The organism is Lactococcus lactis, from assembly GCF_029023865.1.
GTDB lineage: Bacteria > Bacillota > Bacilli > Lactobacillales > Streptococcaceae > Lactococcus > Lactococcus lactis.
The window spans coordinates 1702771-1727225 of record NZ_CP118969.1; the positions used below are offsets into that span (position 1 = coordinate 1702771).

Annotated in this window: 21 protein-coding genes and 2 pseudogenes; 3 read left to right on the forward strand and 20 right to left on the reverse strand. The window is 35.1% G+C overall.

Features of this window, described 5'->3' with window-relative positions:
- Positions 1-41: 41 nt before the first annotated feature.
- The 20 genes and pseudogenes from PYW37_RS08470 to mnmA all read right to left on the reverse strand — a co-directional run bounded on the left by PYW37_RS08470 (position 42) and on the right by mnmA (position 20508).
- Complete coding sequence (locus PYW37_RS08470) at positions 42-461, reverse strand: DNA repair protein (protein ID WP_232238882.1); 420 nt, start codon at positions 459-461, stop codon at positions 42-44.
- 140 nt (positions 462-601) lie between these two features.
- Positions 602-979: a hypothetical protein gene (locus PYW37_RS08475; protein ID WP_025016716.1), complete on the reverse strand. Its 378-nt coding sequence runs from the start codon at positions 977-979 to the stop codon at positions 602-604.
- A gap of 9 nt (positions 980-988) precedes the next feature.
- Positions 989-1480: a hypothetical protein gene (locus tag PYW37_RS08480; protein ID WP_025016717.1), complete on the reverse strand. Its 492-nt coding sequence runs from the start codon at positions 1478-1480 to the stop codon at positions 989-991.
- Positions 1481-1523: 43 nt separating this feature from the next.
- Positions 1524-1940 (reverse strand): hypothetical protein, encoded by a 417-nt coding sequence (locus PYW37_RS08485; RefSeq protein WP_023189858.1) that lies wholly within the window; start codon positions 1938-1940, stop codon positions 1524-1526.
- A 14-nt stretch (positions 1941-1954) separates the two neighbouring features.
- Entirely contained in the window at positions 1955-2509 is a 555-nt protein-coding gene (locus PYW37_RS08490; RefSeq protein WP_023189859.1) for a hypothetical protein, read from the reverse strand.
- The gene (locus PYW37_RS08495) at positions 2496-2645 is read right to left on the reverse strand and encodes a hypothetical protein (RefSeq protein WP_160321460.1); all 150 of its coding nucleotides are present in this window, start codon (positions 2643-2645) and stop codon (positions 2496-2498) included. The genes PYW37_RS08490 and PYW37_RS08495 overlap by 14 nt, the downstream gene beginning before the upstream one ends.
- A pseudogene (locus tag PYW37_RS08500) lies at positions 2617-4871 on the reverse strand (DUF5585 domain-containing protein). The gene PYW37_RS08495 and the pseudogene PYW37_RS08500 overlap by 29 nt, the downstream one beginning before the upstream one ends.
- Positions 4872-5133: 262 nt before the next feature.
- Positions 5134-6636: an ABC transporter permease/substrate-binding protein gene (locus PYW37_RS08505; protein WP_025016719.1), complete on the reverse strand. Its 1503-nt coding sequence runs from the start codon at positions 6634-6636 to the stop codon at positions 5134-5136.
- Positions 6633-7550 carry an ABC transporter ATP-binding protein gene (locus PYW37_RS08510; RefSeq protein ID WP_025016720.1) on the reverse strand — a complete coding sequence of 306 codons (918 nt, stop codon included), beginning with the start codon at positions 7548-7550 and terminating at the stop codon, positions 6633-6635. The genes PYW37_RS08505 and PYW37_RS08510 overlap by 4 nt, the downstream gene beginning before the upstream one ends.
- A gap of 125 nt (positions 7551-7675) precedes the next feature.
- Positions 7676-8983: a dihydrolipoyl dehydrogenase family protein gene (locus PYW37_RS08515; protein ID WP_025016721.1), complete on the reverse strand. Its 1308-nt coding sequence runs from the start codon at positions 8981-8983 to the stop codon at positions 7676-7678.
- 137 nt (positions 8984-9120) lie between these two features.
- Positions 9121-9549, reverse strand: coding sequence for a Spx/MgsR family RNA polymerase-binding regulatory protein (locus PYW37_RS08520; protein WP_023189626.1), 429 nt, complete (start codon positions 9547-9549; stop codon positions 9121-9123).
- A 160-nt stretch (positions 9550-9709) separates the two neighbouring features.
- Complete coding sequence (gene alr, locus PYW37_RS08525; protein ID WP_003132601.1) at positions 9710-10813, reverse strand: alanine racemase; 1104 nt, start codon at positions 10811-10813, stop codon at positions 9710-9712.
- Between the two features lie 44 nt (positions 10814-10857).
- Positions 10858-11217: a holo-ACP synthase gene (acpS, locus tag PYW37_RS08530; protein WP_021468491.1), complete on the reverse strand. Its 360-nt coding sequence runs from the start codon at positions 11215-11217 to the stop codon at positions 10858-10860.
- A gap of 102 nt (positions 11218-11319) precedes the next feature.
- On the reverse strand, positions 11320-12738 hold the full coding sequence (gene pepV, locus PYW37_RS08535) for a dipeptidase PepV (RefSeq protein WP_003132599.1): 1419 nt from the start codon (positions 12736-12738) through the stop codon (positions 11320-11322).
- Between the two features lie 65 nt (positions 12739-12803).
- Positions 12804-13967, reverse strand: coding sequence for an A/G-specific adenine glycosylase (gene mutY / locus PYW37_RS08540; protein WP_023189627.1), 1164 nt, complete (start codon positions 13965-13967; stop codon positions 12804-12806).
- A 235-nt stretch (positions 13968-14202) separates the two neighbouring features.
- Positions 14203-16137 (reverse strand): annotated as a pseudogene (gene uvrC / locus PYW37_RS08545) (excinuclease ABC subunit UvrC); the annotation flags it as partial.
- A 94-nt stretch (positions 16138-16231) separates the two neighbouring features.
- On the reverse strand, positions 16232-16945 hold the full coding sequence (gene pnuC, locus PYW37_RS08550; RefSeq protein ID WP_012897492.1) for a nicotinamide riboside transporter PnuC: 714 nt from the start codon (positions 16943-16945) through the stop codon (positions 16232-16234).
- A 128-nt stretch (positions 16946-17073) separates the two neighbouring features.
- Positions 17074-17790 carry a nucleoside phosphorylase gene (locus PYW37_RS08555; RefSeq protein WP_023189630.1) on the reverse strand — a complete coding sequence of 239 codons (717 nt, stop codon included), beginning with the start codon at positions 17788-17790 and terminating at the stop codon, positions 17074-17076.
- Between the two features lie 150 nt (positions 17791-17940).
- Positions 17941-19167 carry a 30S ribosomal protein S1 gene (gene rpsA / locus PYW37_RS08560; RefSeq protein WP_003132594.1) on the reverse strand — a complete coding sequence of 409 codons (1227 nt, stop codon included), beginning with the start codon at positions 19165-19167 and terminating at the stop codon, positions 17941-17943.
- Positions 19168-19377: 210 nt separating this feature from the next.
- Complete coding sequence (mnmA, locus tag PYW37_RS08565) at positions 19378-20508, reverse strand: tRNA 2-thiouridine(34) synthase MnmA (protein WP_025016723.1); 1131 nt, start codon at positions 20506-20508, stop codon at positions 19378-19380.
- Between the two features lie 275 nt (positions 20509-20783).
- On the opposite strand from mnmA, the gene PYW37_RS08570 reads away from it, so the two are divergent.
- The 3 genes from PYW37_RS08570 (at position 20784) to PYW37_RS08580 (ending at position 24424) form a co-directional block, all read left to right on the forward strand.
- Positions 20784-21569 (forward strand): DUF4931 domain-containing protein, encoded by a 786-nt coding sequence (locus tag PYW37_RS08570; protein ID WP_025016724.1) that lies wholly within the window; start codon positions 20784-20786, stop codon positions 21567-21569.
- A 70-nt stretch (positions 21570-21639) separates the two neighbouring features.
- Positions 21640-24291, forward strand: coding sequence for a YfhO family protein (locus tag PYW37_RS08575; RefSeq protein ID WP_025016725.1), 2652 nt, complete (start codon positions 21640-21642; stop codon positions 24289-24291).
- Positions 24281-24424, forward strand: a complete 144-nt coding sequence (locus PYW37_RS08580) for a hypothetical protein (RefSeq protein WP_023189634.1) — start codon at positions 24281-24283, stop codon at positions 24422-24424. Before PYW37_RS08575 ends, PYW37_RS08580 begins: the two co-directional genes overlap by 11 nt.
- The last annotated feature ends 31 nt before the right edge of the window (positions 24425-24455 follow it).

Here is a 24455-nt window from a genome sequence, read left to right on the forward strand (position 1 = left end):
CTCTTCTGTTTTTTTCATACTAATTATGAAACTTTTATCACTTAAATATACTTAAAGATTAAGCATGATATCACACAAATACTAATGATTGTAATGATATTTTTAAATGATTTTAGAAACTTTCGTTCATAATCATTTAATTGACTCCCTTGATGAACTAGAAAATAAATATTACCTCTAAGATAACGATTAGCATCAAGAACATCAAAGATTCCTTGAAGTAAATAATCTTTAGTATCTTGAAGCAGTTTTTTTATTTCTAATCTAACCTCATTAGTATCAAGATAAATATCTATATTTTCCATAAACACTTGATAGCTTTTTCCTCTTTTAATTTTTCTTGGCTTTTGTTTAGTAAGGCTTTCAAATCTAACGAGTCCATTTTTTTCATAGTGAACTTCATTCTTCTGTTCTTCGTTCCATCTCTTTCCAGGACCTTGCATCTTTTTAAGATTATCCACAATTTGCTTAGTTTCCCTTGCTTTTTCTTCACTGCTTCTTTCTTTATTTGTTTGTTTTAGGTTTATTCTTATCTTTGATTAAAAATATATCGTCTAAATTTTCTGCCTCTTTATTTTGACTCATTAGTTCTCTTCCTTTTCTAATTACTATTACTTAAAAGGTTGATATCTTTTAGAAAAAAAGTAAAGATGTAGCAAATTCCTATAATAATTCTAAGTAAAAATACTAAAAGGTTTCCCAAACTACTATAACTATGATATATAGACAATATTCCCATCACGAATAGAAATAATTTCCACCATTTCCCTCCCCTTTTACCAATACGACTATATGCCACCCACTCTAATACTGGATAGACTGACATTGCAACTATCCCCACTAGTGCTATTACAAAAGGAGAATACCCAGTAAAAGAATACAAATTATTTATGATATTTATTGTGCCCATAATAGCTACCAGAATAGTCGTTAAGACGTTTCCTATTAAAGCTGTTTTTTTGGAAGTAATTGATTTCATTTTCTCCACCTATTTAAATATACCCATTTTAATTGCCCATGCCAGAAAAATTATGATAGTGCCTATTACAGAAATCAAGGCTGTTCTCATACCACCTATTTTTCGCTGACTATTAATATAATCTCTTTCCTTATTCGTTATTCCTTGTTTTCCTGGTGTCGTTGTCAATAATAATAAATCATGTACAATGAAACTCTCTGCATCCTCTGAATTAAACTCCGCACTTTCTAGTTTCTTTTTAGCTATTTGCAGAATCATCTCTGAATCAACAGATTTATTCGAGTCATTTAAAAGCTCCTCAATTTTTTGTAAAACTTTCGTACTATTTTTTTGTTCTTTTTTACTTTTTTTATTTCCCTCAATTTTTCGATTTGGTGTTAGATAGTCTTTACTATGAATTTCAGCCATCCAGTTATCCCGATAATCATTAAGCCCATTAACAAATTGATTCACATCTTTTGGGTCTATCGGCTTTCTTTCAGCTTCTTTATTCTGGGTCATTTGGTGCCTCCTAGTATTTATCCATAAAAACGAGTAACTTAGTCTAAGATTTTTCCTTTCCAATATAAAAACTAGAAACCAAAAGTGCTCCAACTATAAATTTAAAAACAAAAATTAGGATACTATAGATATTAATAAAAGCACTTAAAAGACTTAGAATTCCTACGATAAGCAAAACTCTTTTCCATTTTTTATTGTATTTTTTATCCATTTTAGAAAAAGCAATCCATGATAATAATGGAAAAATTAACCAACCAATAAGCCATGAAAGTAATAATACAAGGTTTACTAAAATCAATTTAATAATATTGGAAGAATAAGCCCAATTAATCTGTGGGTTATTTAAAGTTGCGATAAACGGTTGGATAATATTTTTCCAAATTTGCGGTCCCCCAATTATCACAGCCATTAGGCTACTAATAATATTTGCTATAAATACAAATTTTTTTGAATTTGACATTTTATCCTCCCCTTCTATCTTATGAATCTGATTATCAAATATGTACCAAGACAAATGACTATGATTGTTATAATATTTTTTACAAATCTTCTATTTTTAAATGATTTAACAGCCTGTTTCTCAGACTCATTTAACTGCTTACCATGCTGAATAAGTAAAGCAAAACTAATCGTAAGATAACGTTTAGCATCAAAAACATCAAATATCCCTTGAAGCAAATAATCCTTAGTATCTTGAAGTAATTTTTTGATTTCCGGACTTATCTCTTCGACAGCGAGATAGGTATCAATATCCTCCATTATTTTTTGATATTCTTTTCCTCTTTTTATGCTTCTGGGCTTTTGCTTAGTAAGACTTTTAAATCTGACTAAGCCTCGCCTAGTATAATAAACTTCATTTTTATTTTCTTTACCCCATTTCTTCCCATGTTCTTGCATTTCTTTAAGATTTGTCACAATTTGCTCGGTTTCCCTTGCTTTTTCTTCACTTGTTTTTCCATTATTTTTTTCAAATTTATCTTTGGTCAAAAAGATATCATCTAAATTCTCAGAGTTATTATTGAGGGTCATTCGCTCCACCTCCTTCATATAAATCATCTTCTTCTCTTTCTTCCTCATATTCTCCGAACTCCCCAATACTATCTCCTAATCCATCCCATTCAGGCTCCTCCCCACTTTCAGGAGAGAGGGCTACCGTCATCATCATTAAAGTTCATCCCTGCCGATGCAACCCCCACTGAAGCAATACTAACCGAAATTCCACCTAGAATTTTAGAGTTAACTGTTCCCCAATTTACGTACAATTTCCCATTTTGTATGTATTCATAGCCGTCATCAACATTTTCTACACTTGAAGTCTTTCTTTCACTGGTCTTGTATGTACCATTTTCTTCTGCTACAAGCTGAGCTTCTTTAGAATAATAAGCAGATTGTGGTACATAAAGAGAATAGCCTCCACTAGAAGCTACGCTTGTAGAACCATCCTCTCCTCCTGATGAATAACCATAACCACCAGAGTAAGAAGTGCCTCCATCGTAATAGCCATAAGTTAGTGCATAATAAATCACAGGTGCAATATAATTCGGAACATATTCATAACCATTGGCATAATAAGTCGTCGCATAAGGATTACTCGTGTTATAGTAAACAATCGGTGGCACATATTTGTAGTACACATCAAGTATTTCATCATGTTTTGGATAAGTCCCTGACTGCGTGGTGCTTCCTTCGATGTAGTAATTGCCAAATTTATAAGGCACATTCACCGAATAAGGTTTGTTATAAAGCCCCGTGATTGATTGTTGTCCTAGATAAATACCGTCCGTACCATAGTAATCATAAGTGACGGTACTTTGGATATGATAATAATCACCAACTATTATTGTGTTCCCATTTCTGTGCTGACTTTCTTGTCCATATGCATAATGTGGGAATTTACTGGCTGGAACATTCCAAGAAACATTTGGAAACCAGATAAATTGATGTTGGGGAACGATAAGCTGATTGTTTTCGTCCGCATCATAATAGTTAAGATAAACAATATCCCGGACTTGTGTCGTCAAATGTGCTTGAAGCGCTGAACCAAAGAGGTCATAGCGAACCCCTTGCGAATATTGATAAGAATCTCCACTACGTACTGGTGCTGGGCTGTAAAAATCATAGTCAAAGTTTGACAGAAAACCGACACCCAGATAACCGCCATAAGGGAGACTAGCTTGACCATTCAAATCCGTATCAGGGCCCGTCGTATCATAAATAACACCACTTGAATCGGTCGCAAGATTAGTGGTCTTTGGAATGACCGTTAAAAGGTTGGCAAGATTGGTCTTGACTCCTTGGGCCATATCAATATCGGTCGTGATAAACGAAGCAAGGACTGGCACTTGAAAATTCGTATTATGTACGACGATTTGATAATTGAGGTTGACATTATTTGCCCCGTAGTAGAGGGCGACAATCGAGTTTCCGTCGGAGTTGGCAATATTTTGTTCGCCTGTAAAAGCGAGGCCAATCGGACAATCGGACGTACTTTCTTTGGGGGCTTGCCAGCTTGATTCATCTGTTGAGATGACTTTGTAAATCAAATCTAGATTGGTTCCGGCTAGGGTCCTTCCAACATTAGTAATTCGTCCAGAATCTCCTGCGTTCATAGTATAAGTGGTCGCAGGTATGGTCGGGCCATCCGTTTGTCCAAAGTTTTCAGTACTGATTTGACCTGTTACCTGACCTGTGATTGGAATAACCTGCGTATTTGCCGACCAATGAAGACCATCAGGCGTTAAAAAGTTATTGGACACAAGATTATTAGCCTTGATTGTAATATTGATACCATCTAGCGTGGCTGGTCCTGTAATGTCATTGGCGACTGAACCGGTTGCTTCAATAGTGCTGATTACAGGGTCTTGACCATTGGCTTGGCTGGCAATTGAACCATTTGTGAGAGCAGGACTTATGATTGTTCCGCTCGCCGACAGGCTTGAAGCAATTGTGACATTTGCTTTTGATGAATCAAGAGGAACACTTGGGGCTTTTGAAGTTGAGGCCTTTGAACTCAATGAAGCTGAAACCTCTGAAGAATTAGAGCTTGCTTCTCCACTTGAAGTCTGAGCCGAACTGGTTGAAGATGATAAATCTGAACTGGCATTTGGAGCGGTGCTTGCCTGTGAAGTGATTGAGCTTGCCGCTTTAGTTTGCATTTCTGCCTGTGAACTTCCTGTATTTCCTTCGGTTGTCGAATCAGACGCGGCAAGAGAAGAATTTACAGTTGGTTTGGTGACAGCTTCAGTTTGGTTTGGTGATGTAACAGTCAAATTTCATCAGCCTTTACTGCTAAAGGGTGACTAGTCACTAACAAACTTAAAAGAATTCCAGTGCTAAGTAACCAAAATTTACTTGATGACCTCATCTGAAAGTGCTTTTTCTGATTTTCCAATGCAAAACCTCCTTTTAGTGAATATTTTTTGTTTTCTGATTATTTAACATTATACGCTTAATTAGAAATTTTAGTAAAAATAAATTAATTGTTTTAACTTAATTTAAAAACAAGACTTTTAGAATACAAAAAACCCCACCAAAAGTGGTAGGCTGCTATTTTACTAAAGCACCAAAACATCATATTCTTGCACTTTTACATGCGCTTTTAGATTTTCTTATCATCTAAAGCAAAAAAAGCCATTATAAAATGACTTTTTCTTTTAAATCAATCCTTTAGCTTTCAAATATCTTTCTACTACTTTCGCAGCATCTTCTTGTTTGACATTAACATCATAATTCATCTCAATCATCTCTTGGTCAGTAATTTTTCCTGACAGTTTATTGAGAATCTTTTTGAGTTCAGGATATTTTTTTAATAAACTTTCTTTCATCAATGGTGCTGCTTGGTAAGGTGGGAAAAGATTTTTATCATCTTTCAGGACAGTCAGATTATATTGCTTGATTTGACTATCAGTAGAATAAACCTCAGCGACATTCACAGCACCAGAATTTAGTGCTTTATAAATTAAACTATTTTGCATGGTTTTGACATTTAAATCAAGACCATAAAGCTTTCTCAAACCAATATTTCCATCTGAACGATTAGCAAACTCAACGTCAAAGCCTGCAGTTAAACCTGAAACATTCGCTAAATCAGAAATTTTGGTGAGCTGATGCTCTTTAGCAAAATCAGATTTGACGGCAATTGCATATGTATCTTGAAATTTCATTGGGGACAGATATGTAAATTGATTAAGTTTTTTTATTCCTTCTTCTGCCTTTTGCCAAACGACATTAGGATCAGTTGAACTCACTGGATCTTTCAAAAATGTTGAAGTAATGGTTCCTGTGAATTCAGGATATAAATCAATTTTTCCAGCTTTCAAAGCATTATATAAGAAAGTGGTATCACCAAAATTAGATTTTAAGTTCACGCGAATATTACTATCTTTTTCAATCATTAGTTTATACATGTTAATCAAAACATCAGGTTCTGCTCCCAATTTACCAGCAATTGTAATTTGTGGATGATTAGAAGTTTGAGGTCGATAATAAGAGCCTCCAAGAACGAGTAAGCCAATGAAAAAACTGATGAGAATTGTTTTTATCTTGGCTTTTTCTAAAAATTTTAAAAGACTACTGAAAATAATCGCTAAAAGTGCTGATGAAATTGCTCCAATTAAAATCAATGAAACATCATTCATATTGATTCCGAGCAGAATAAAGTTCCCTAAGCCTCCAGCACCAATCAAAGCAGCTAGTGTTGCGGTACCAATGACCATAACTGTACTCGTCCGAATTCCTGCCATGATAAAGGGCATCGCTAATGAGAGCTCAAATTTCATCAATCGTTCTCTTCGATTCATCCCAAATGCTGTTGCAGCTTCGATTAAAGAAGGTTCAATTTGCTCTAAACCAGTATAAGTATTTTGAACAATAGGGAAAATCGCATAAACAACAAGAGCGACAATTGCTGGTAAACTTCCGATTCCGATGAATGGAATCAAGAGTCCTAGCAGTGCCAAACTAGGTATAGTTTGAAAAATTCCGGTGACTTGCAAAACTGGTTCAGCAATTTTGGGAAGACGTCGTAACAATAAAGCTAAAGGAATCGAAATCAGAATTGCAATAAAAATTGAAATTAATGAAATCTGGATATGTTCTAAAAGCGCCTGCCAAAATTGGCCTTGCTGGCTTTGAAAAGTTGAAATTAGCTGATTCATTTGTCACCTCCTGCGATATAGCATATAATATCATCTGAGGAAATTGACTTGCCCTTGTATTTTAAAACTTCCTTATCAGAAAGACGATTAATTATTTCCGAAATAGCTGTATTCTCAGCGACTTCTTGCGCTTCTGGATTTACTGACAGCTCTGTCAGTAATAAATTTTCAACAGAAACCGTTGATAAATTCTGACGGTATTCTTTAAAAAATGTTTTAACGAAATCATTTGCCGGATGTTGATAGATATCTGCTGGTTCAGAAATTTGTTGGATTAATCCATCATTCATTACAGCGACTCTGTCAGCTAAATAGAGTGCTTCATCTAAGTCATGTGTCACAAAGACCACTGTTAAATTCATTTTTTTCTGTAAGTCTTTGATAAATATTTGTAACTGACGTCGTGAAATTGGGTCAAGTGCTGAAAAAGGTTCATCCATTAAGACAATTTTGGGATTTGCGGCAATGGCCCGTAAAATTCCTACCCTCTGTTGCTCACCCCCTGATAATTCACTAGGTTGGCGTTGAGCGTAATCTTTAGGATTCAAACCAACTAAATCAAGTAGCTCATTGGTTCTATCAGCAATTTTTGCTTTATCCCACCCCTTCATTTCAGGAATTAAAGCAATATTTTCTGAGACAGTCAAATTAGGAAAGAGAGCGATTTGCTGCAGCACATAGCCTACAGATAAGCGCAATTTTCGTAAATTTACCGTTGATATTTCTTCATTATTGATTAATATTTTTCCCTCACTGTGAGTGACTAATTGATTAATCATTTTTAAAGTAGTCGTTTTCCCACTTCCACTCGGCCCCACTAACACAAAAAACTCTTGGTCTTTAATTGTAAAATTAGCATGATCAAGAATTTTTTTGTTAGCAAAAGCCTTGGACACATTCTGGAATTCAATCATGAATGTCCTCATTTCTATCAGTAAAATTTACTGACAGCTTGAAAATAAAGTCTGTCAGTAAAAAATTTATTCTGCCGTAACTTATTGTTTCTACTATTATAATGTCGGTAGTAATTTATTTTCTGTCAGTAAAAATATTCTAAGTCACTAGCCACTGTTGGATAAGTGAAAATCATTTTTTCAACATCCGCCAAAGTCATTTTTTGTTGAATTAAAATATTAATTAAATTAATCACTTCATCAGCCACTGAACTTACCGTTGATGCCCCCACGATTTCTCGCTTTTCATTGAGTGCAACTTTTAATTTTGCCAAGGGGTCATTAATTCTTTTATAAGTATACCAAGAACTTAAATCTAAAGTCTTGGTATGAATCCCCTCACCTGCCAAATGGCCAACCTCAGCCAGTTTTGCCGTTCCAAAAATGATTGTAGGAATTGCTGGATAAGCAATTTTTTGCGGTTCATCCTTAACTAAATTTTCACCTAAATAAGCTCCTTCAAAAGAAGAAACAGGCGTCAAATGAGGTTGATTTTTAGAAAGTACATCTCCCATCGCATAAATTTTAGAATTGCTTGTTTGTAAATATTCGTTTACCTTGATACCTTTAGCATCCGTTTCGACACCTACTTTTTCTAAATTTAGCTTATCACTATTTGGCTGACGGCCTACTCCCGCAATCACTAAATCTGTTTTATGTTCAAAATCAGTCCCGTCAGTCAGTAAAAATCCGTCAGCAACTTTTTCGACTTTATCTACAGAAATATCCTCGATAAATTTAATACCTTGAGCTTTAAGGTAATTAATAAATTCTTGCCCCATTTCTTCATCAAAATGAGCAACTCTCGCTTTTTTACGTGAAATAATAGTAACATCGCTTCCAGCCGCTTTAGCAATTTGAGCCAGTTCTAATGAAATTGGCCCACTCCCTAAAAAGCTGATTTGAGCGGGAAATTCTTCAAGCGCTAAAAAATCATTACTTGTTTTTAAAAATTCTTTTCCTTCAATATCTAAAAGACATGGACGGCTTCCAGTTGCGATAATGTAAGTTTTAGCTTGATAAGTTTTCCCTTCAACTTCAAGCTCTGCTTGGTCATTAAAAGCGGCACTGCCATATATTGTTTCTATCCCAGCATTTTTCAAACCAGCAAAAGTTGATTTTTCATAAGGATCAGTAATATTTAGTTTACGACTTTTCAGCCCTTTCCAATCAATGTTTAATTCACCAGAAATACCCTGCCCTTTTAACTGTTCGACACGACTTTTGGCTTCGACAACTGCCATCATCATTTTTGTTGGGTCACAACCATAGTTTGGACAAGTTCCTCCCCATTTATCATTCTCAATAATTCCGATTTTGTTATCTTTAGTTTTTAAACGATAAGCTAATCCTAGTCCACCAGGTCCGGCACCAATAATAATATAATCAAACATTCTCTAGCCTCCTAATTATTAATAGATCTTTAAAATGTACTCATGATACAACACTTTAGCTTAATTCTACTTTTTTTCTCTAAAATAATAAACTATTTTGCTTTATATAGAAAAAATTCAGTAGCCTAACTACTGAATTATCCTTCATGAAATTGTTCTTCAATATCCAAATTATAAGGAGCTTCTGTTGCGACTTTAATTTGAATCTCTCTCTTTTTTCTTGGTAAAAATTTTCTAATCTCATCATCATTGTAACCAACTTGTAGTCGCTTATGATCGACAATTAAAGGTCGACGTAAGAGCGTTGGATTTTCTTCAATTATTTGAATCAAATCATTTAATTTAATCGTTTCAAAATCAATATTTAATCGTTGATAAGCTTGACTTCTTCTAGAAATGATATCTCCAGTTCCTTCCTCAGTCAATGCTAAAATCTCTAATATATCTTCCTTACAAATTCGACTCGTAACCAAATTTATTTCTTGGTAAGCAAGATTTTGTTTCTCCAACCATTCTTTTGCTTTTTTACAAGAGCTACAAGATGCTACTGTGTATATTTTTATCATAGTGTTCACCTCATTTTTTTCTTATGGCTTTCTCATTTATATCTTAATTATATTTTACCATAAAAAGACAATTTGTAAAGGGTATCATGAGGAAAAGATTAGGAATTAATTAATTTTTAACCTAAATGAAAAAAACTGCAAAAATACAGTTTTTTTCATTTTATTTATAAATTCGTTTGATTCTATCAGAAAGTAAACAAAGCACTTCATAATTTATCGTTCCACGCCAATCAGCAACATCTGTCGTCGTGATTTCATTAGTCTTATCACGACCAATCAGGGTAACTTTTGTTCCTAGAGGATAAGATTTATCAAGTTTTATCATCATTTGATCCATACAAACTCGACCAACAATCTCACAAAATTCTCCATTTACCAACACTTTGAAGCCTTGCATTTGACGAGTCCAACCATCAGCATAACCAATTGGAACAGTTCCAATCCATGTTTCTTCACTTGTTTCATAAGTTGCACCGTAACCAACTGTTTCGCCTGCGGCTATTTTTTTAATATGAGTCAATTCAGAAACTAAAGAGAGAGCAGGTTCGATTTCAAAAGGAAGTTCCAAAGTTTTACCACTTGGATTCAAGCCGTACATTGAAATACCTAAGCGTTCAATAGCTTGAACCTGTTCCTTATGCCATAAAGCGGCGGCCGTATTAGTTGAGTGAACAAATTTTGGTTTACGTGATAAGCCGGCCATAATTTTGTTAAATCTTGCCTGTTGATCTTTAAATTTTGTATCATCAGCCATATCGGCGGTCGCAAAGTGAGTGAAAATCCCTTCAAAATTAATCGCATATTTATCAGCAAGTTCAATCATCTGATTTGCTTCTTCAACATCCCGAATCCCAATCCGACCCATACCAGAATCTACACCAATATGAATTTTTAAATCTGAAAGTTCTGCTTCTTCTTGAACAACCAATTTTAACCATTCTAAACTTGGGGCAGTAAGACTGATATTAAGAGCAGCTGCAATATCAACATCTTCTGGAACAATTCCTGATAAAACTAAAATCGGTTTAGTTACCAAATGATTCCGTAATTCAATTGCCTCATCAAGGTTTGATACACAAAAACCGCCTACCAAATCGCTCACCGCTTTAGAAACCTCAACCGAGCCATGACCATAAGCATCTGCTTTCACTGCTGGCCAAATCTCCGCGTTAGGGTGAATATGCTTTTTAAATTTTTCAATATTATTTCTAATCGCCTTTAAATCAACAATGGCTGACGTATTGCGATGTGGAGAAGTTTTCATCTTTTAAACCTTCCTCTAGTTTAAGCAAAAATTTTTATTACTTCTTAATTCTTTTCCAAAACAACAAAAGCAACAGCTTCTAAATTACTATGCGAGATAGATAAATGAACCTGTCCATCAAAAGGATGTTTAGTAAAATAGGGTTTTCCTAATTCATCATTTTTGATTTCAAGGTCATGCATGCCCAAAGCCTTACCAAATCCCGTACCGTAAGCTTTAGAAAAAGCTTCCTTTGCTGCCCAACGTCCCGCAAGAAATTCAGTTTTACGAGCTGTAGATTGAAAACTATTATATTTTTCTAACTCCACTGCCGTAAGAACCTGTTCCACAAAACGTTCAGAACGTGTCAGTGCTTTTTGAATTCGAGAAAGCTCTACATTATCAACACCTGTTCCAAAAACCATTTTTCCACCTCTATTTATGGAATAAAAGGTTAAAATCTGGCAAATTATGCCAGATTTTTAAACCCTTAAAAGTTTAGTCACTAAACTCTTTAATTTTATAAATTACTTTGTAAGTTCATAAATTGCTTCAGCATAAATTACTGCAGCTTTATAAATATTTTCGACAGGTTTCATTTCATTAGCTTGGTGCATTGAATCAGGTTCCCCTTCAAACATCGCACCATAAGCAACACCACGTTCTAAAAGACGACCAAAAGTTCCACCACCAATGATTGTTTCATAACCTTTGAGGCCTGTGTGTTTTTCATAAACATCAATTAATGTTGATACAAGTGGGTCTGACATTGGAACATAATGTGGAACATGAAGATGTTTTGAAAGTTCAACTTCAACAACACCATCAAGTTTAGCAAGAATTTCTTGCATACGTTCTGGACTATTTCCTTGTGGGAAACGGAAGTTAAGCGCGATTTTACCTTCAGAATTCTCATCAAATGACCAAACACCAGCGTTCATTGAAGTATTACCCATTAATTCATCAACATAAGCTGTTCCCAATTTTTCACCTTCATGGTCTTCAAGAAGTTTTTCAGCTCCAACTTTAATGAAAGCAGCAGCACCATCAGCAAAATTAAATTGGTTCAAGAATAAAGTAAGGTAAGTTGCTCCATTTACACCTTTTTCTGGCATCGCACCATGTGCTGATTTACCATAAAGTGTAATTGTCGCTTTTCCAGCACTTTCTTCAAGGTCAAAACGAAGATTTTTGCTTGCATGTTCAGCTACGAATTTTTCAAGTGCAGCTTGTAAATCTTTAGCACCTGAAATTACTGCAGTTGCAGATTCTGGAACCATATTTTCGGCAAGACCAGCTTTAAAGCTGTGAAGAACAACTTCTCCATCATTTTTGCCTACAAAATGGAGATATTCTGTAATATTTCCTTTTTCACCATTGATAATTGGGAATTCAGCATCAGGTGAGAAACCAAAGTCAGGCAATGGCAATTCACAATGTTCAAAATAGTAATCCATATCTGCCCAACCAGTTTCTTCGTTTGTTCCAACGATAAAACGGATTTTTTTGCTTAATGGAAGATTGAGTTCTTTCAAGATTTTAAGAGCATAGTAACATGCAACAGTTGGACCTTTATCATCAGATGCTCCACGAGCATAAAGATTTCCATTACGAATTTCTGGTTCAAATGGATTTGAATCCCAACCAGAACCTGCAGGAACAACGTCTAAGTGACCGATAATTCCAAGAACTTCTGCATCATCACTTGCACCATTTTCGTATTCAAAATGTCCAACATAATTATCATAATTTTTAGTTGTATAACCATCACGTTCAGCAATCTTCAAGAATGCATCCAATGCTTTTCTTGGACCAGGACCAAATGGATTTTCAGCATCTGCATGTTCCATATCCATTGCAGAATCAATGCGCAAAAGGCTAAATAAATCTTCCATCAAAGCGTCTTTACGCTTTTCAACTTCGGCTTTAAAATCAATAGTTGTCATAATCTTCTCCTTGAAGTAGTATATTTATCTATTATACCAAAAATTTGGTTTCGATGGTTACTCCACTATTTTAGCAGATCAATTTTCTTATTCTTATTATCTAAAATCTCAAACATCTTCACTTGTGGCCCAGCAAGTGGAATTTGTGAACGACTTACTTTTGGTTGACCATTTTCTGTCAGTACTTTTGAATCAAAATGAACCCACATTTTGTCTTCTGATAATAATTCGTCAGCAACTTCAAAGGTCTCTTCTGATTTTAATTTAATGATTGCCAAATGCCATTTTTGATGAGAAAAAATGTGAGTAAAATTAGCTATATATTCCATTTTTGAAATACTTTCCGGAAGTTCTGGAATGACAATATTTTTACTGACAGAGCCGTCAGTAACCATTTTTTCAAAATCTGCTGCTGGTAATTCTGTCAGTGGAAATGTCCACATGTCTGCTAACAGGCCTTTCGATGGACGCTTTTCTAAATAATATTCTCCTAATGAATTTTCTAAGGCAAAGGCTGTAAAATACAAATCTTTTTGTTTTATCTTTTTTGTTTTTACTGGATAATTTAATTGTTTTCCTGACGCTGCTGCTGCACAATAGTTTAGTAAGGGACAAACTTCACATTTAGGACTCTTTGGGCTACAAACTAAAGAACCTAAATCCATCAACGCCTGATTGAAATCACCTGGTCTTTTTTTACTGATGAGCTTTCTTAGGTAGTCATCAAAAATTTTCCTTGAACTGCTTTTAGAAATATCACAATCTAATTCAAACAGCCTGCTGGTCACGCGCATTAGATTTCCATCAATTGCAGGCTCAGCGAGTCCAAAAGAAATTGAAGCAATTGCAGCGGCTGTATAAGGTCCAATTCCTTTTAATGATAATATATCGGCTAGATTGTCAGGAAATTTTCCATTATATTTATCAACAACTTCTTGCGCTGCGATTTTTAGATTACGAGCGCGAGAATAATAGCCCAAGCCTTCCCAAAGTTTTAGAAGTTCAGCATCATCAGCTTGAGCTAAAGTTTCAATCGTCGGATATTTTTTCACGAAACGTTCATAATATGGCATGACAGTTTCAACCTGTGTTTGTTGGGACATGATTTCTGAAATCCATATTTTGTAAGGTTCAGTTGTTTTTCGCCAAGGGAGTGGCTTTTTATTATCATCATACCAAGAAAGTAAATCTTGCTGAAATTCCTTTATTTGATTCTTAGACCAGTCCATCGATTCTCCAATTACTTTCTTAATTCCTAGTTTGTCAGTAAATATTTACTGACAGATTTGCAATAACTACTTTATTTTACTGACAGAATTTCTGTCAGTAATTTTTATGTTTTTTCAAGAATCAAAAGAACTGACAGATTTACTGACAATTCTTTTGATTACTTTATTTTTTACCTTCTAAAAGAGGAACATTATCCTTGAGTGATTCCCAATTTTCATTTTCTTGAATTGGTCCAGACAAAGTTGTTTTCACACGTTCTGCTACTTCATAAGGAATGCCAGCTTCTGCCACTTCTTGTACACTTGCCTCTTCAATTGCTTTCAAATTTTTGAAAGTTGTCAGTAACTTTTGTTTTCGTTTTGGACCAAGTCCAACAATACCGTCCAATTTACTTGAAAATGTATTTTTACCACGTAGTTGTCTATGGAATGTAATCGCAAAACGGTGAACCTCATCTTGAATTCTGGTCAGCAAAAAGAATTCTTGAGATTGTCTTGACAAGGGAACTACATCTAAAGGGTCACCAAAAAGTAATTCTGACGTTTGGTGCTTATCATTTTTTTGCATCCCAGCAACCGGAATCGATAGCCCAAGCTCTTTTAAAACTTGCTTGGCAATGTTAACTTGACCAGCCCCACCATCCATTGCAATCAAATCAGGAAGAGCCGTTTCTTCTTTTAAAGCTCGTGAATAACGTCTCGTCATCACCTCGCGCATTGAAGCATAGTCATCAGCACCAACCACTGTTTTAATTTTATATTTCCGATAATCTTTTTTTGAAGGTTTTCCATCAATAAAAACAACCATTGCAGATACTGGTGAAGTCCCCATAATATTTGAATTATCAAATGACTCAATTCTTACAGGTTTTGGTATTCCCAAAATTTTACCCAAGTTTTCAACTGCTTTAGTCGTTTTCAAAATATCACGCTCAGCCACATCAAATTTCAATTGTAATTGACTTTGAGCATTCTTAGTTGCCATATTAACCAATTGTTTTTTCTCACCACGGCTTGGTTGAACAATCTGTGTTTTAGCTAAAAGTGATGATAAACGTTTTTCGGCTGATAATTCTTTATCAAGTTTAACAATTGATTGCTCAACATCTTTTTGATCAGAAAATTTAAGCGTCTTGGCCGTAAAAACTTTTGCATCCACTTCTTTAGCTTGAGCTTTAGTTAATAAATTTCCCTCTTGGCTAGCTGCAACTACTGCTTCCACAGATTCCTTATCGATGTCTTGCGGAATAAAAATTTCCCTTGGCATCATATGATTATTATCTTGATAGAATTGTCCAATATAAGTTAAAAAATCCTCTTCAGCATCATTATAGTACGGAAACATATTCACATCACGCTGAATCAATTTTCCTTGGCGTACAAAAAATACTTGGACACACATCCAGCCTTTATCAACATAATATCCAAAAACATCGCGGTCTTTCAAATCTTGATTCATGACCCGTTGTTTTGTTCTTAAAGTTCCAATTGCCTTAATCACATCCCGATATTCAGCAGCTTGCTCAAATTCCATATTATCAGAAGAAATCATCATTTTTGCTTCAAGTTCTTTAACAATTTTTTTATCAGAACCTGTCAGAAATTCCTTCACTTCTTGAGTCATATCCTTATAAACTTGAGGATCAACATGATTAACTACTGGACATAAGCACTGATGAATATGAAAATAGAAACATACTTTTTTCTCGTGTAAGCCACATTTTCTAAATGGAAAAATTCGGTCTAAAAGGCGTTTAACTTCATTGGCAGCTTTGACATCTGGATAAGGTCCAAAATAAGTCGCACCATCTTTTTGAACTTTACGGACGACCAACAAACGAGGATATTTTTCATTTGTTATTTTTAGGAAAGGATAATATTTATCATCCTTAAGCATAATATTATATTTAGGCTTATAACGTTGAATGAGATTGATTTCCAAAACTAAAGATTCAATATTTGAACCTACAACAATCCATTCCAAATCTTCAATTTCAGAAACTAGTAATTCTGTCTTGGTATTATGAGAACCATGAAAATAAGAGCGCACTCGATTTTTAAGATTCTTTGCCTTTCCGACATAAATAACTGTCCCATTTTTATCTTTATGTAAATAACAGCCAGGACTATCTGGTAATAGTTCTAACTTTGCTTTTATCGTTTGATTCATATTGTTTATTATAGCAAAAAAATGTAGGAGCTGCTCTTCTTTTGGACGTTTATAAAACAAAAAATGACCCATTTACTTGAGTCATTTTCACTTGTTATTTAGTTCCGCCTTCATTATCAGCTTCACCACTTGCCCAAACTCGATTAGCGTAGATTGCATTGAAGAGCAGGGCTCCTTGTAAGGCAACCTGCGATAAATACATTCCTAACTGCCCTTGGGTGTTTACTCCCATAATAAATTGTACCGTTAAAATTGTCCAATAAATTACTGCTGCCGTGTTAACCACAATCCACAGCGACCAATTTTCTTTATATTTCAAAATATACAATACTTGTGCAATGAGTGGAATAATTAAATTTAGAGCATCAAAATAAGGAAGTTGCCCATTTAATAGGGCATCTATGCCCCAAACGACCAACCAAGCAATAAAAGCACCTAGAAAAATTAGACGACGAGTTTTTGGTCTAAATTCATGGATAGCATCATCCTGTCCCCAAAAAAACCACCCCACAGGTTGAGATAAGACATAAAAAATTCCCATAACAAAACTCATCCATGAGTGAGTCTGATAAGCAATTAAAGTCATCGCTAAGGTCTGAACTAAACCAAATGCAAAATTAATTTTACGGCCTTTCATCCCATAAATGAGACAAAGTACACCAAATACACCAGATATCATTCCAATGAAAGAATCAGGGGCAATGATATAGACAATCACTTGTAAGAACAATAAAATTAAGATATATGTGATTTCAAATTTCTTCCAATTTGCAAAAAGTTGCTTAAAAAGCCAAGAATCTTTTGTCATTTTTTCTCCTTTTTATCCTAACGCTTAAAAGCAGTCAAGAATAACGCTTACCGCTTTATTAATTTAAAATATGATGGTAATTTCAGTTCTATTTTTCAACTTTAATCAATTTACAAGTAATATTTATATTAGCGATTTAAAATTTCTAGAGCAATCTCAATTGTCCGAAGCTCACCTTTATTAACTTTATCATTTCCTGAAACTAAATCATTGACTCCCGCTTGTAAATCTCCTCCGTAAGCAACAACATTATTCAAAATGGATAAAGTTTCTATTCCTCGTAAACGTCCGACTGTAAACAATGCACCAGATTCCATATCTTCGCCCACAATTCCACATTTAGACCAATATGCTTGAGTTTCTTCATGATTATCCATATAAAAACCATCATGAGAACGAATAATTCCATAAAAAGCATCAGGAGCAATTTCTTTTGCTTTATTTAACAAATCAGTAGATGGAACTGCTGGATATTGTTCGGGTACATACATTTTTGTCAAACCGTCATCTCGTACTGCTCCTTCTCCAATAATTGGACTTCCTAAATCGATCCCTAATTGCAAAGCACCCGCAGAACCTACTCTGATAATTCTCTTAACTCCAATATTATGAAGCTCTTCAATCGCAATAGCAGCTGACGGTGCACCTACACCTGTTGACAAAACTAATAGTTCCTTACCTTTATAAGTTCCACAGATTGAGCGAAATTCTCGATTGTATTTTAAGTTTTTTACATCGGTCAAAAATTTTGCGACCTGATCTATTCGAGCTGGATCACCTACAATAATTGCATCAAGTCTAGCATCAGTCTTCTTTAATTGAATATGCGCTTGTCCTTCTTCCATTTTTCCCTCTCTTTTTAATAAACAAATAATCCTTAACTATTAAACAATTAAATTATAGCAAATATTTCAGACAATTCAAAGTCGATTTGACTGCCTTTATGTACAAAAAAAGACCCAGCGGGTCTTTTAGAGGATATTTTTGAATTTTTCTTACAAATCGTTAATATCGAAGTCTTCACCGAGGAAATCAGCAAGTGAGAAGCCTTCTTGTGTTTCAGGCAAATCGTATGAAGGTTTAGCTGCTTTACGTGGTGCGCGTGGTTTGCGATCACGTTTTTCACCGTCGTTGTCGTTGTTACGAGCTGGACGAGCTGGAGCTTCTTCAAGCGCTTTGATTGAAAGTGAGATACGTTCTTCAGCAGGTTTCACGTCAAGAACTTTTACGTTCACAACTTGACCAACTTTAAGAACATCTTTTGGATTTTCAACACGTTCCCATGAAATTTGTGAAACGTGAACAAGTCCTTCAACACCTGGATAAAGTTCAACAAAGGCACCGAAGTCTGTCAAACGTTTAACAGTTCCTTCAACAGTTGATCCAACTGGTGCTTTTTCTTCAACTTGTTCCCATGGTCCAGGTTGTGTAGCTTTAAGTGAAAGTGAAAGACGTCCAGCTTCTGGGTCGAGTTTCAAAATCTTAACGTTAACAACATCGCCAGGTTTTACTGCGTCTGATGGACGTTTGATACGGCTATGTGAAAGTTCAGAAACGTGAACCAATCCGTCGATACCACCAAGGTCAACGAATGCACCGAAGTTAGTTACGCGTGAAACTGTACCTTCAACGATATCGCCTTCTTGAAGTTGTGCAAAAGCTTCTTTACGCATTTCGATTGCTTCAGCTTCAACAACTGCACGACGGCTAAGGATGAAGCGGTTTTCTGAAGCGTTAACTTCGATAATTTTAGCTTCGATTTCTTCGCCAACAAATTTCTTAGTATCTTTAACAAAGTAAGTGTCAATCATAGATGCAGGGATAAATCCACGAACACCGTTATAGTCTACTGAAAGTCCGCCTTTAACGTCTTTAGTAACTTTAACTGTTACGATTTCGCCTTCTTTGCCTTCCAATTGAGTCCAAGCTTTACGAGCTTCAAGACGTTTCAATGAAAGGAGATATACGTTTGCACCTTCGGCTTCTTTACCAACGATTTGTTTGATAACAAGCAAATCAAGAACATCTCCAGGTTTAACGAATGTATTGATATCAGCATCTTTATCGTTAGTGATTTCGCGAAGTGTAAGGACACCCTCAACACCAGTTCCTACGATGGCAACAGTTGCTTGCCCGTTTTCAACTGAAAGGATTTCACCCTTAACGACGTCACGTACTTTAACGTCTTCAACGCTGTTTAATAATGTTTCAAATTCGTTCATTTGTAAAAAAAATTCCTCCAACAATTTGGCTGGTACACAGCCTTACAAAACATTATACCATAAAAAATCGCTTAGGGAAAGCTTTTTTCTTGATTTATATTAAAAAAGTTATAAGTATTTTATTATGTACAGAAATATTATCGACAAGTTATGAAAACCGTTTCTTTTTTTGTTCAAAAAAACCTGTCAAAACTTTGACAGGTCAATATTTTATTGATATTGCATTACTTTTTGTGCTTTGTAGGCTACGTCAATCATCGCACCACCAAGACATTCTTCTCCATCATAGAAAACAACAGCTTGTCCGGGAGTAATTGCTCGAACAGGTTCGTCGAAATCAACGGTTACTTTATCACCATTAACGTGAATAGTTACTCCTGTATCTTCTTGGCGATAACGGAATTTTGCTGTACAGTGAAGGACAAAAGTTTCTGGCATTTCTCTGGTAAAGCTCAAATCGCTTGCGTCAAGACTTGTTGAATAAAGGTGTTCATGATGGAAACCTTGTCCAACATAAAGGGTATTAGTAGTTAAGTCTTTACCAACAACAAACCATGGGTCACTTGTTAATTGACCGTGTTGTCCACCGATACCAAGACCACCACGTTGACCGATTGTATAATACATCAAACCGGCGTGATTTCCCATTTCGATACCGTCAAGTGTCATCATTTTACCTGGTTGAGCTGGTAAATATTCTCCAAGGAACTTTTTGAAATTCTTTTCACCAATGAAGCAGATTCCTGTTGAATCTTTCTTCTTAGCAGTTGCAAGTCCCGCTTTTTCAGCAATCTTCCGTACTTCAGGCTTTTCCAAATGTCCCAATGGGAACATTGTTTTCTTGAGTTGTTCTTGGGTCAATTGACTTAAGAAATAAGTTTGGTCTTTGTTGTTGTCCACACCACGTAACATATGAACGATACCATTTTCATCTGTACGAACTTGGGCATAATGACCTGTTGCGACGTAGTCTGCTCCTAATTCCATAGCATAATCTAGGAAAGCTTTAAATTTAATTTCCTTATTACACATGACATCAGGATTTGGGGTACGTCCAGCGCGATATTCAGCGAGGAAGTATTCAAAAACACGGTCCCAGTATTCTTTTTCAAAATTGACTGAGTAATAAGGAACGCCAATTTGATCAGCTACTGCAGCTACATCTTTGTAGTCTTCAGTGGCTGTACAGACACCATTTTCGTCGGTATCATCCCAGTTTTTCATGAAGACACCAATAACATCATAACCTTGTTCTTTAAGAAGCAAAGCTGTGACTGAGCTATCGACACCACCGGACATTCCGACAACGACACGTGTTTGTGCTGGACTCTTACCAGACATAAGTTGAGTATTTGTGTTATCCATTAATTTTTCACCATCTCTTTCTATTTTGATTTTGAAAAGAAATAAAATTGCTGACGAAAAAAACTAGACGATTTCGTCAGTAAATTTTTTCTTTTCAAGTTAGACAAAATATCAGTTGAAGGCTGACTTTTGTAAATGTTGCAGTTGAAGGCTGAACATTAATAGGTAACTGGAATATTATAACACATTGCCTAAGTAAAAACTAGCCTTTGAATAAAAAAAGTAGTCAAAAAAAGTGGTATAATGTCATAATGATTAAACATAGTGAAAATCCTTTAGTTTTCAATACAGCTATTGGAACAAAAAAACGTAATGAAACAGTTGTACCTAAGGAAGTTCTTTGTCCTTTTTGTGATGTGGAAAATCTGACAGGTATTTTAAAAACTTCTGACCATAAAATTTGGTTAAAAAATAAATTTCCAACACTTAAAAATTCAATGATGACTGTGATTATTGAGTCTGATGAACATCTAGGTGATATTTCTACTTATGGTGTGGAAGAAAATCGTGAGGTTTTTTCTTTTGCTTTTGAATGTTGGGATGAAATGATTCAATCTGGCAAATATCAATCCGTTTTGATGTTCAAAAATTTTGGACCTCGCTCTGGTGGAACATTGCGCCACCCTCATTTGCAAGTCGTTGGCTTAGAAGAAACTGACGGCTATGCTCAAATTGCAAAAGAAAATTTTGAAGGAGTCGAAATCAGAAAGAACGGTCTGACTGTCACTTTGTCTACCCGACCTATTATGGGCTTTGTGGAATTTAATGTTATTATTTCTGAACTTGAAAATGTTGAAAAATTGGCTGACAATGTTCACGGGATTACCTCTTATTTAATGACAGACTATATGAATGGGCGTTGTGATTCTTATAATCTCTTTTTCCATCATTTCGATGATAAATATATTTGTAAAATTGTTCCTCGCTTTATTACTTCTCCTTATTTTATTGGTTATAAAATCCCGCAAGTCAATGGAATTGAAGCATTAGAAGGAATTGCTGACGAGATTAGAAATCGTTTAGATAAAAAGTACTGACAGGTTTGTCAGTATTTTTTTAATACACTTAATATAAGTTTGATTTTTGTATCTTTGGTATAATAGAAATATGAAATTTATCAAGAAAAATAAATGGGCACTTCTTGCAAGTTTTTTTATTCCATTATTATTAATGGTTATCGTTCTTGCAATGACTGGGATTTATTGGGGGAGTTCACGGTCAATTTTGGCTGGGGATGCATATCATCAGTATGTCGCCATTCATTCTCTCTATCGTAATATTTTACATTCGGGCGGTTCTTCTGGTTTCTTATATACTTTTACCAGTGGTCTCGGCCTCAATCTTTATGCTTTTTCAGCTTACTACATGGGAAGTTTTCTCATGCCACTTACATTTTTCTTTGATGTAAAATCAATGCCTGATGCTTTATATTTACTGACCATACTAAAATTTGGCTTGATTGGTCTATCAGCATTTGTCAGTTTCAAAAACTTGTATCAAAAGCTTTCTAAATTGATTGTTTTGTCAATAAGTACAGCTTTCGCACTGATGAGTTTTTTAACCTCACAGCTTGAAATTACGATGTGGTTAGATGTTTTCATTCTCTTGCCTCTAATTATTTGGGGACTTCATCGCTTAATGAATGAACGAAAACGCTGGCTTTATTTCGTTAGTTTATTGATTCTATTTATCCAAAATTATTATTTTGGCTTTATGGTGGCTATTTTCTTAGTGCTCTATTTCTTGGCACGGATGACTTACGAAAAATGGTCTTGGACAAAAGTGCTTGATTTTGTGGTTTCTTCTGCTTTAGCTGGTCTGTCCAGCCTAATCATGCTCTTACCCATGTATCTTGATTTGAAGTATAATAATTCCGATGCTCTTTCAACTTTGTCAGGTGTCTTTACAGAAAATTCTCATCTTTTTGACCTTTTCGCTAAGAATTTTGTTGGCACTTATGATACTACTCAATTCAATGCCATTCCAATGATTTATGTTGGAATGATGCCTTTAGCTTTGGCTATTCTCTTCTTTTTCACTAAAAGTATTCGTCTCAGAAGTAAATTTGCCTTTCTAGGAATCATTGCTTTCTTTGTTGCTTCATTTTATCTTCAAGCTTTAGATTTACTATGGCAAGGGATGCATTCACCAAATATGTTCTTGCACCGCTATGCTTTCTTATTTAGTTTGCTTCTTGTTTTAATGGCTTTGGAAACTCTATCTCGCTGGGAGGAAATAAAGACTTGGCATATTTTGACTATTAGTCTTTTTCTAATTACAGGTTTTCTTGCTACTTTAATTTTTGGACACTATAAATATATAATGACTTCTCAAGTTATGTTGACTTTCTTGTTTGGTCTTGCTTATTTAATCTTGTCTATTAATTCTGTTAGGAAATGGATTTCAGCTCACCTATTTGTCATTATTCTCTTTGTTTTCATGACTGTTGAAGCTGGTGTTAATGCCCTTTATCAGGTTCAAGGAATACAAAAAGAGTGGAATTTTGCTAGTCGTGATTACTATAATACCCAAGTGAATTCTATAGAACCGATTGCCAATAAGGTGAATGAGCTTACTGGTTCTGGTTTTGCCAGAATGGATAACACTGTTCCTGATACAGCAAATGATGGCATGAAGTACAATTTTAATGCACTTTCCCAATTTTCATCTGTTCGTAACAGCAACGCCAGTTCAATCATGCGTCAATTAGGTTTTCACACTGACAGTACTTATTTGAATTTACGTTATCCTGGGAATACATTACTGATGGATTCGATTTTTGGAATTAAATATAATATAAGCCAAGCTCAACCTCCAAAATTTGGATTTTCACCAGTTTCCAATGCTCTCAGTAATTTGAGCAAAAACTCAAATGCGATGGGTCTTGGTGTCTTCGTTCCCAATGGATTTGAAGATGCTAAATTCACTGATAAAGCTCAAGCTAGCAGCTTTATTAATAATCAAACAGCTTTAGTTAACGCTTTGACAAAATCGAAAACTACATTCTTTACTCCATTTTACACGACCAGTGAAGAAACTGCTGATAAAATCACGGGTGCTGGCAATTCTGTTACTCTGACTCGGCCAAAAACTTCTACAGCTACTGATGTTTCAGTCACCTACGGAATTACCGTGGCGGCAAATAGTCAAATTTATTTATCTGTTCCCAATATTACTTATCTAAATAGTAATGCTGAGAATACATTGATTACTATTTCTGATGTTTCCAATCCAAAAATGACACGCTCTCTCAATAGTTATTACGTTGGTACAAATGATACTGGCTCCTTCTTGAATTTAGGAAGTTTCAGTAAGGAAACTAATCTAAAAGTGACCTTAGCATTTCCGGAAAATTCACAAGTTACTTTTGATACCACTTCATTCTGGCGTCTGGACACTGAAGCTTATCAAAAAGAAATGGCACTTCTAAAATCTCGTAGTCCTAAAACAGAAATGATTAAAAACGGGGTTCGCATGACTTATACGGAAAAAGAAAAGGGCGATATTTTCTTGACAATTCCTTATGATAAAGGCTGGTCAGCAAAAGTTGATGGAAAAAAAGTGGCTGTCAGTAAAGCTCAATCTGGTTTTATGAAAGTTAGCGTTCCTGCTGGCAGTCATCGTCTTGAACTAAAATTCTTCCCTAATGGACTAAAAGAAGGAATCATTTGCTTTATTTTAGGAATTCTGTTATTTATTGGTTACAACTATTTTACTAATAAACCTAAAAAATCTGGAGGAACAAAAAATGAAAGCTAAATCAATTGTCCCCTTTACGCTCGGAATCCTAGTTGCTGTCAGCATCCCTGTTTCCTATTCTTTAAAGACCAAACATTTTGAAGTCAATTTCAAAAAAGGTGGCTTGCTTGACCCAGAATTGTATAAAAAATAAGGCAGATTGTCTTTAAAAAATTCTGTCAGTA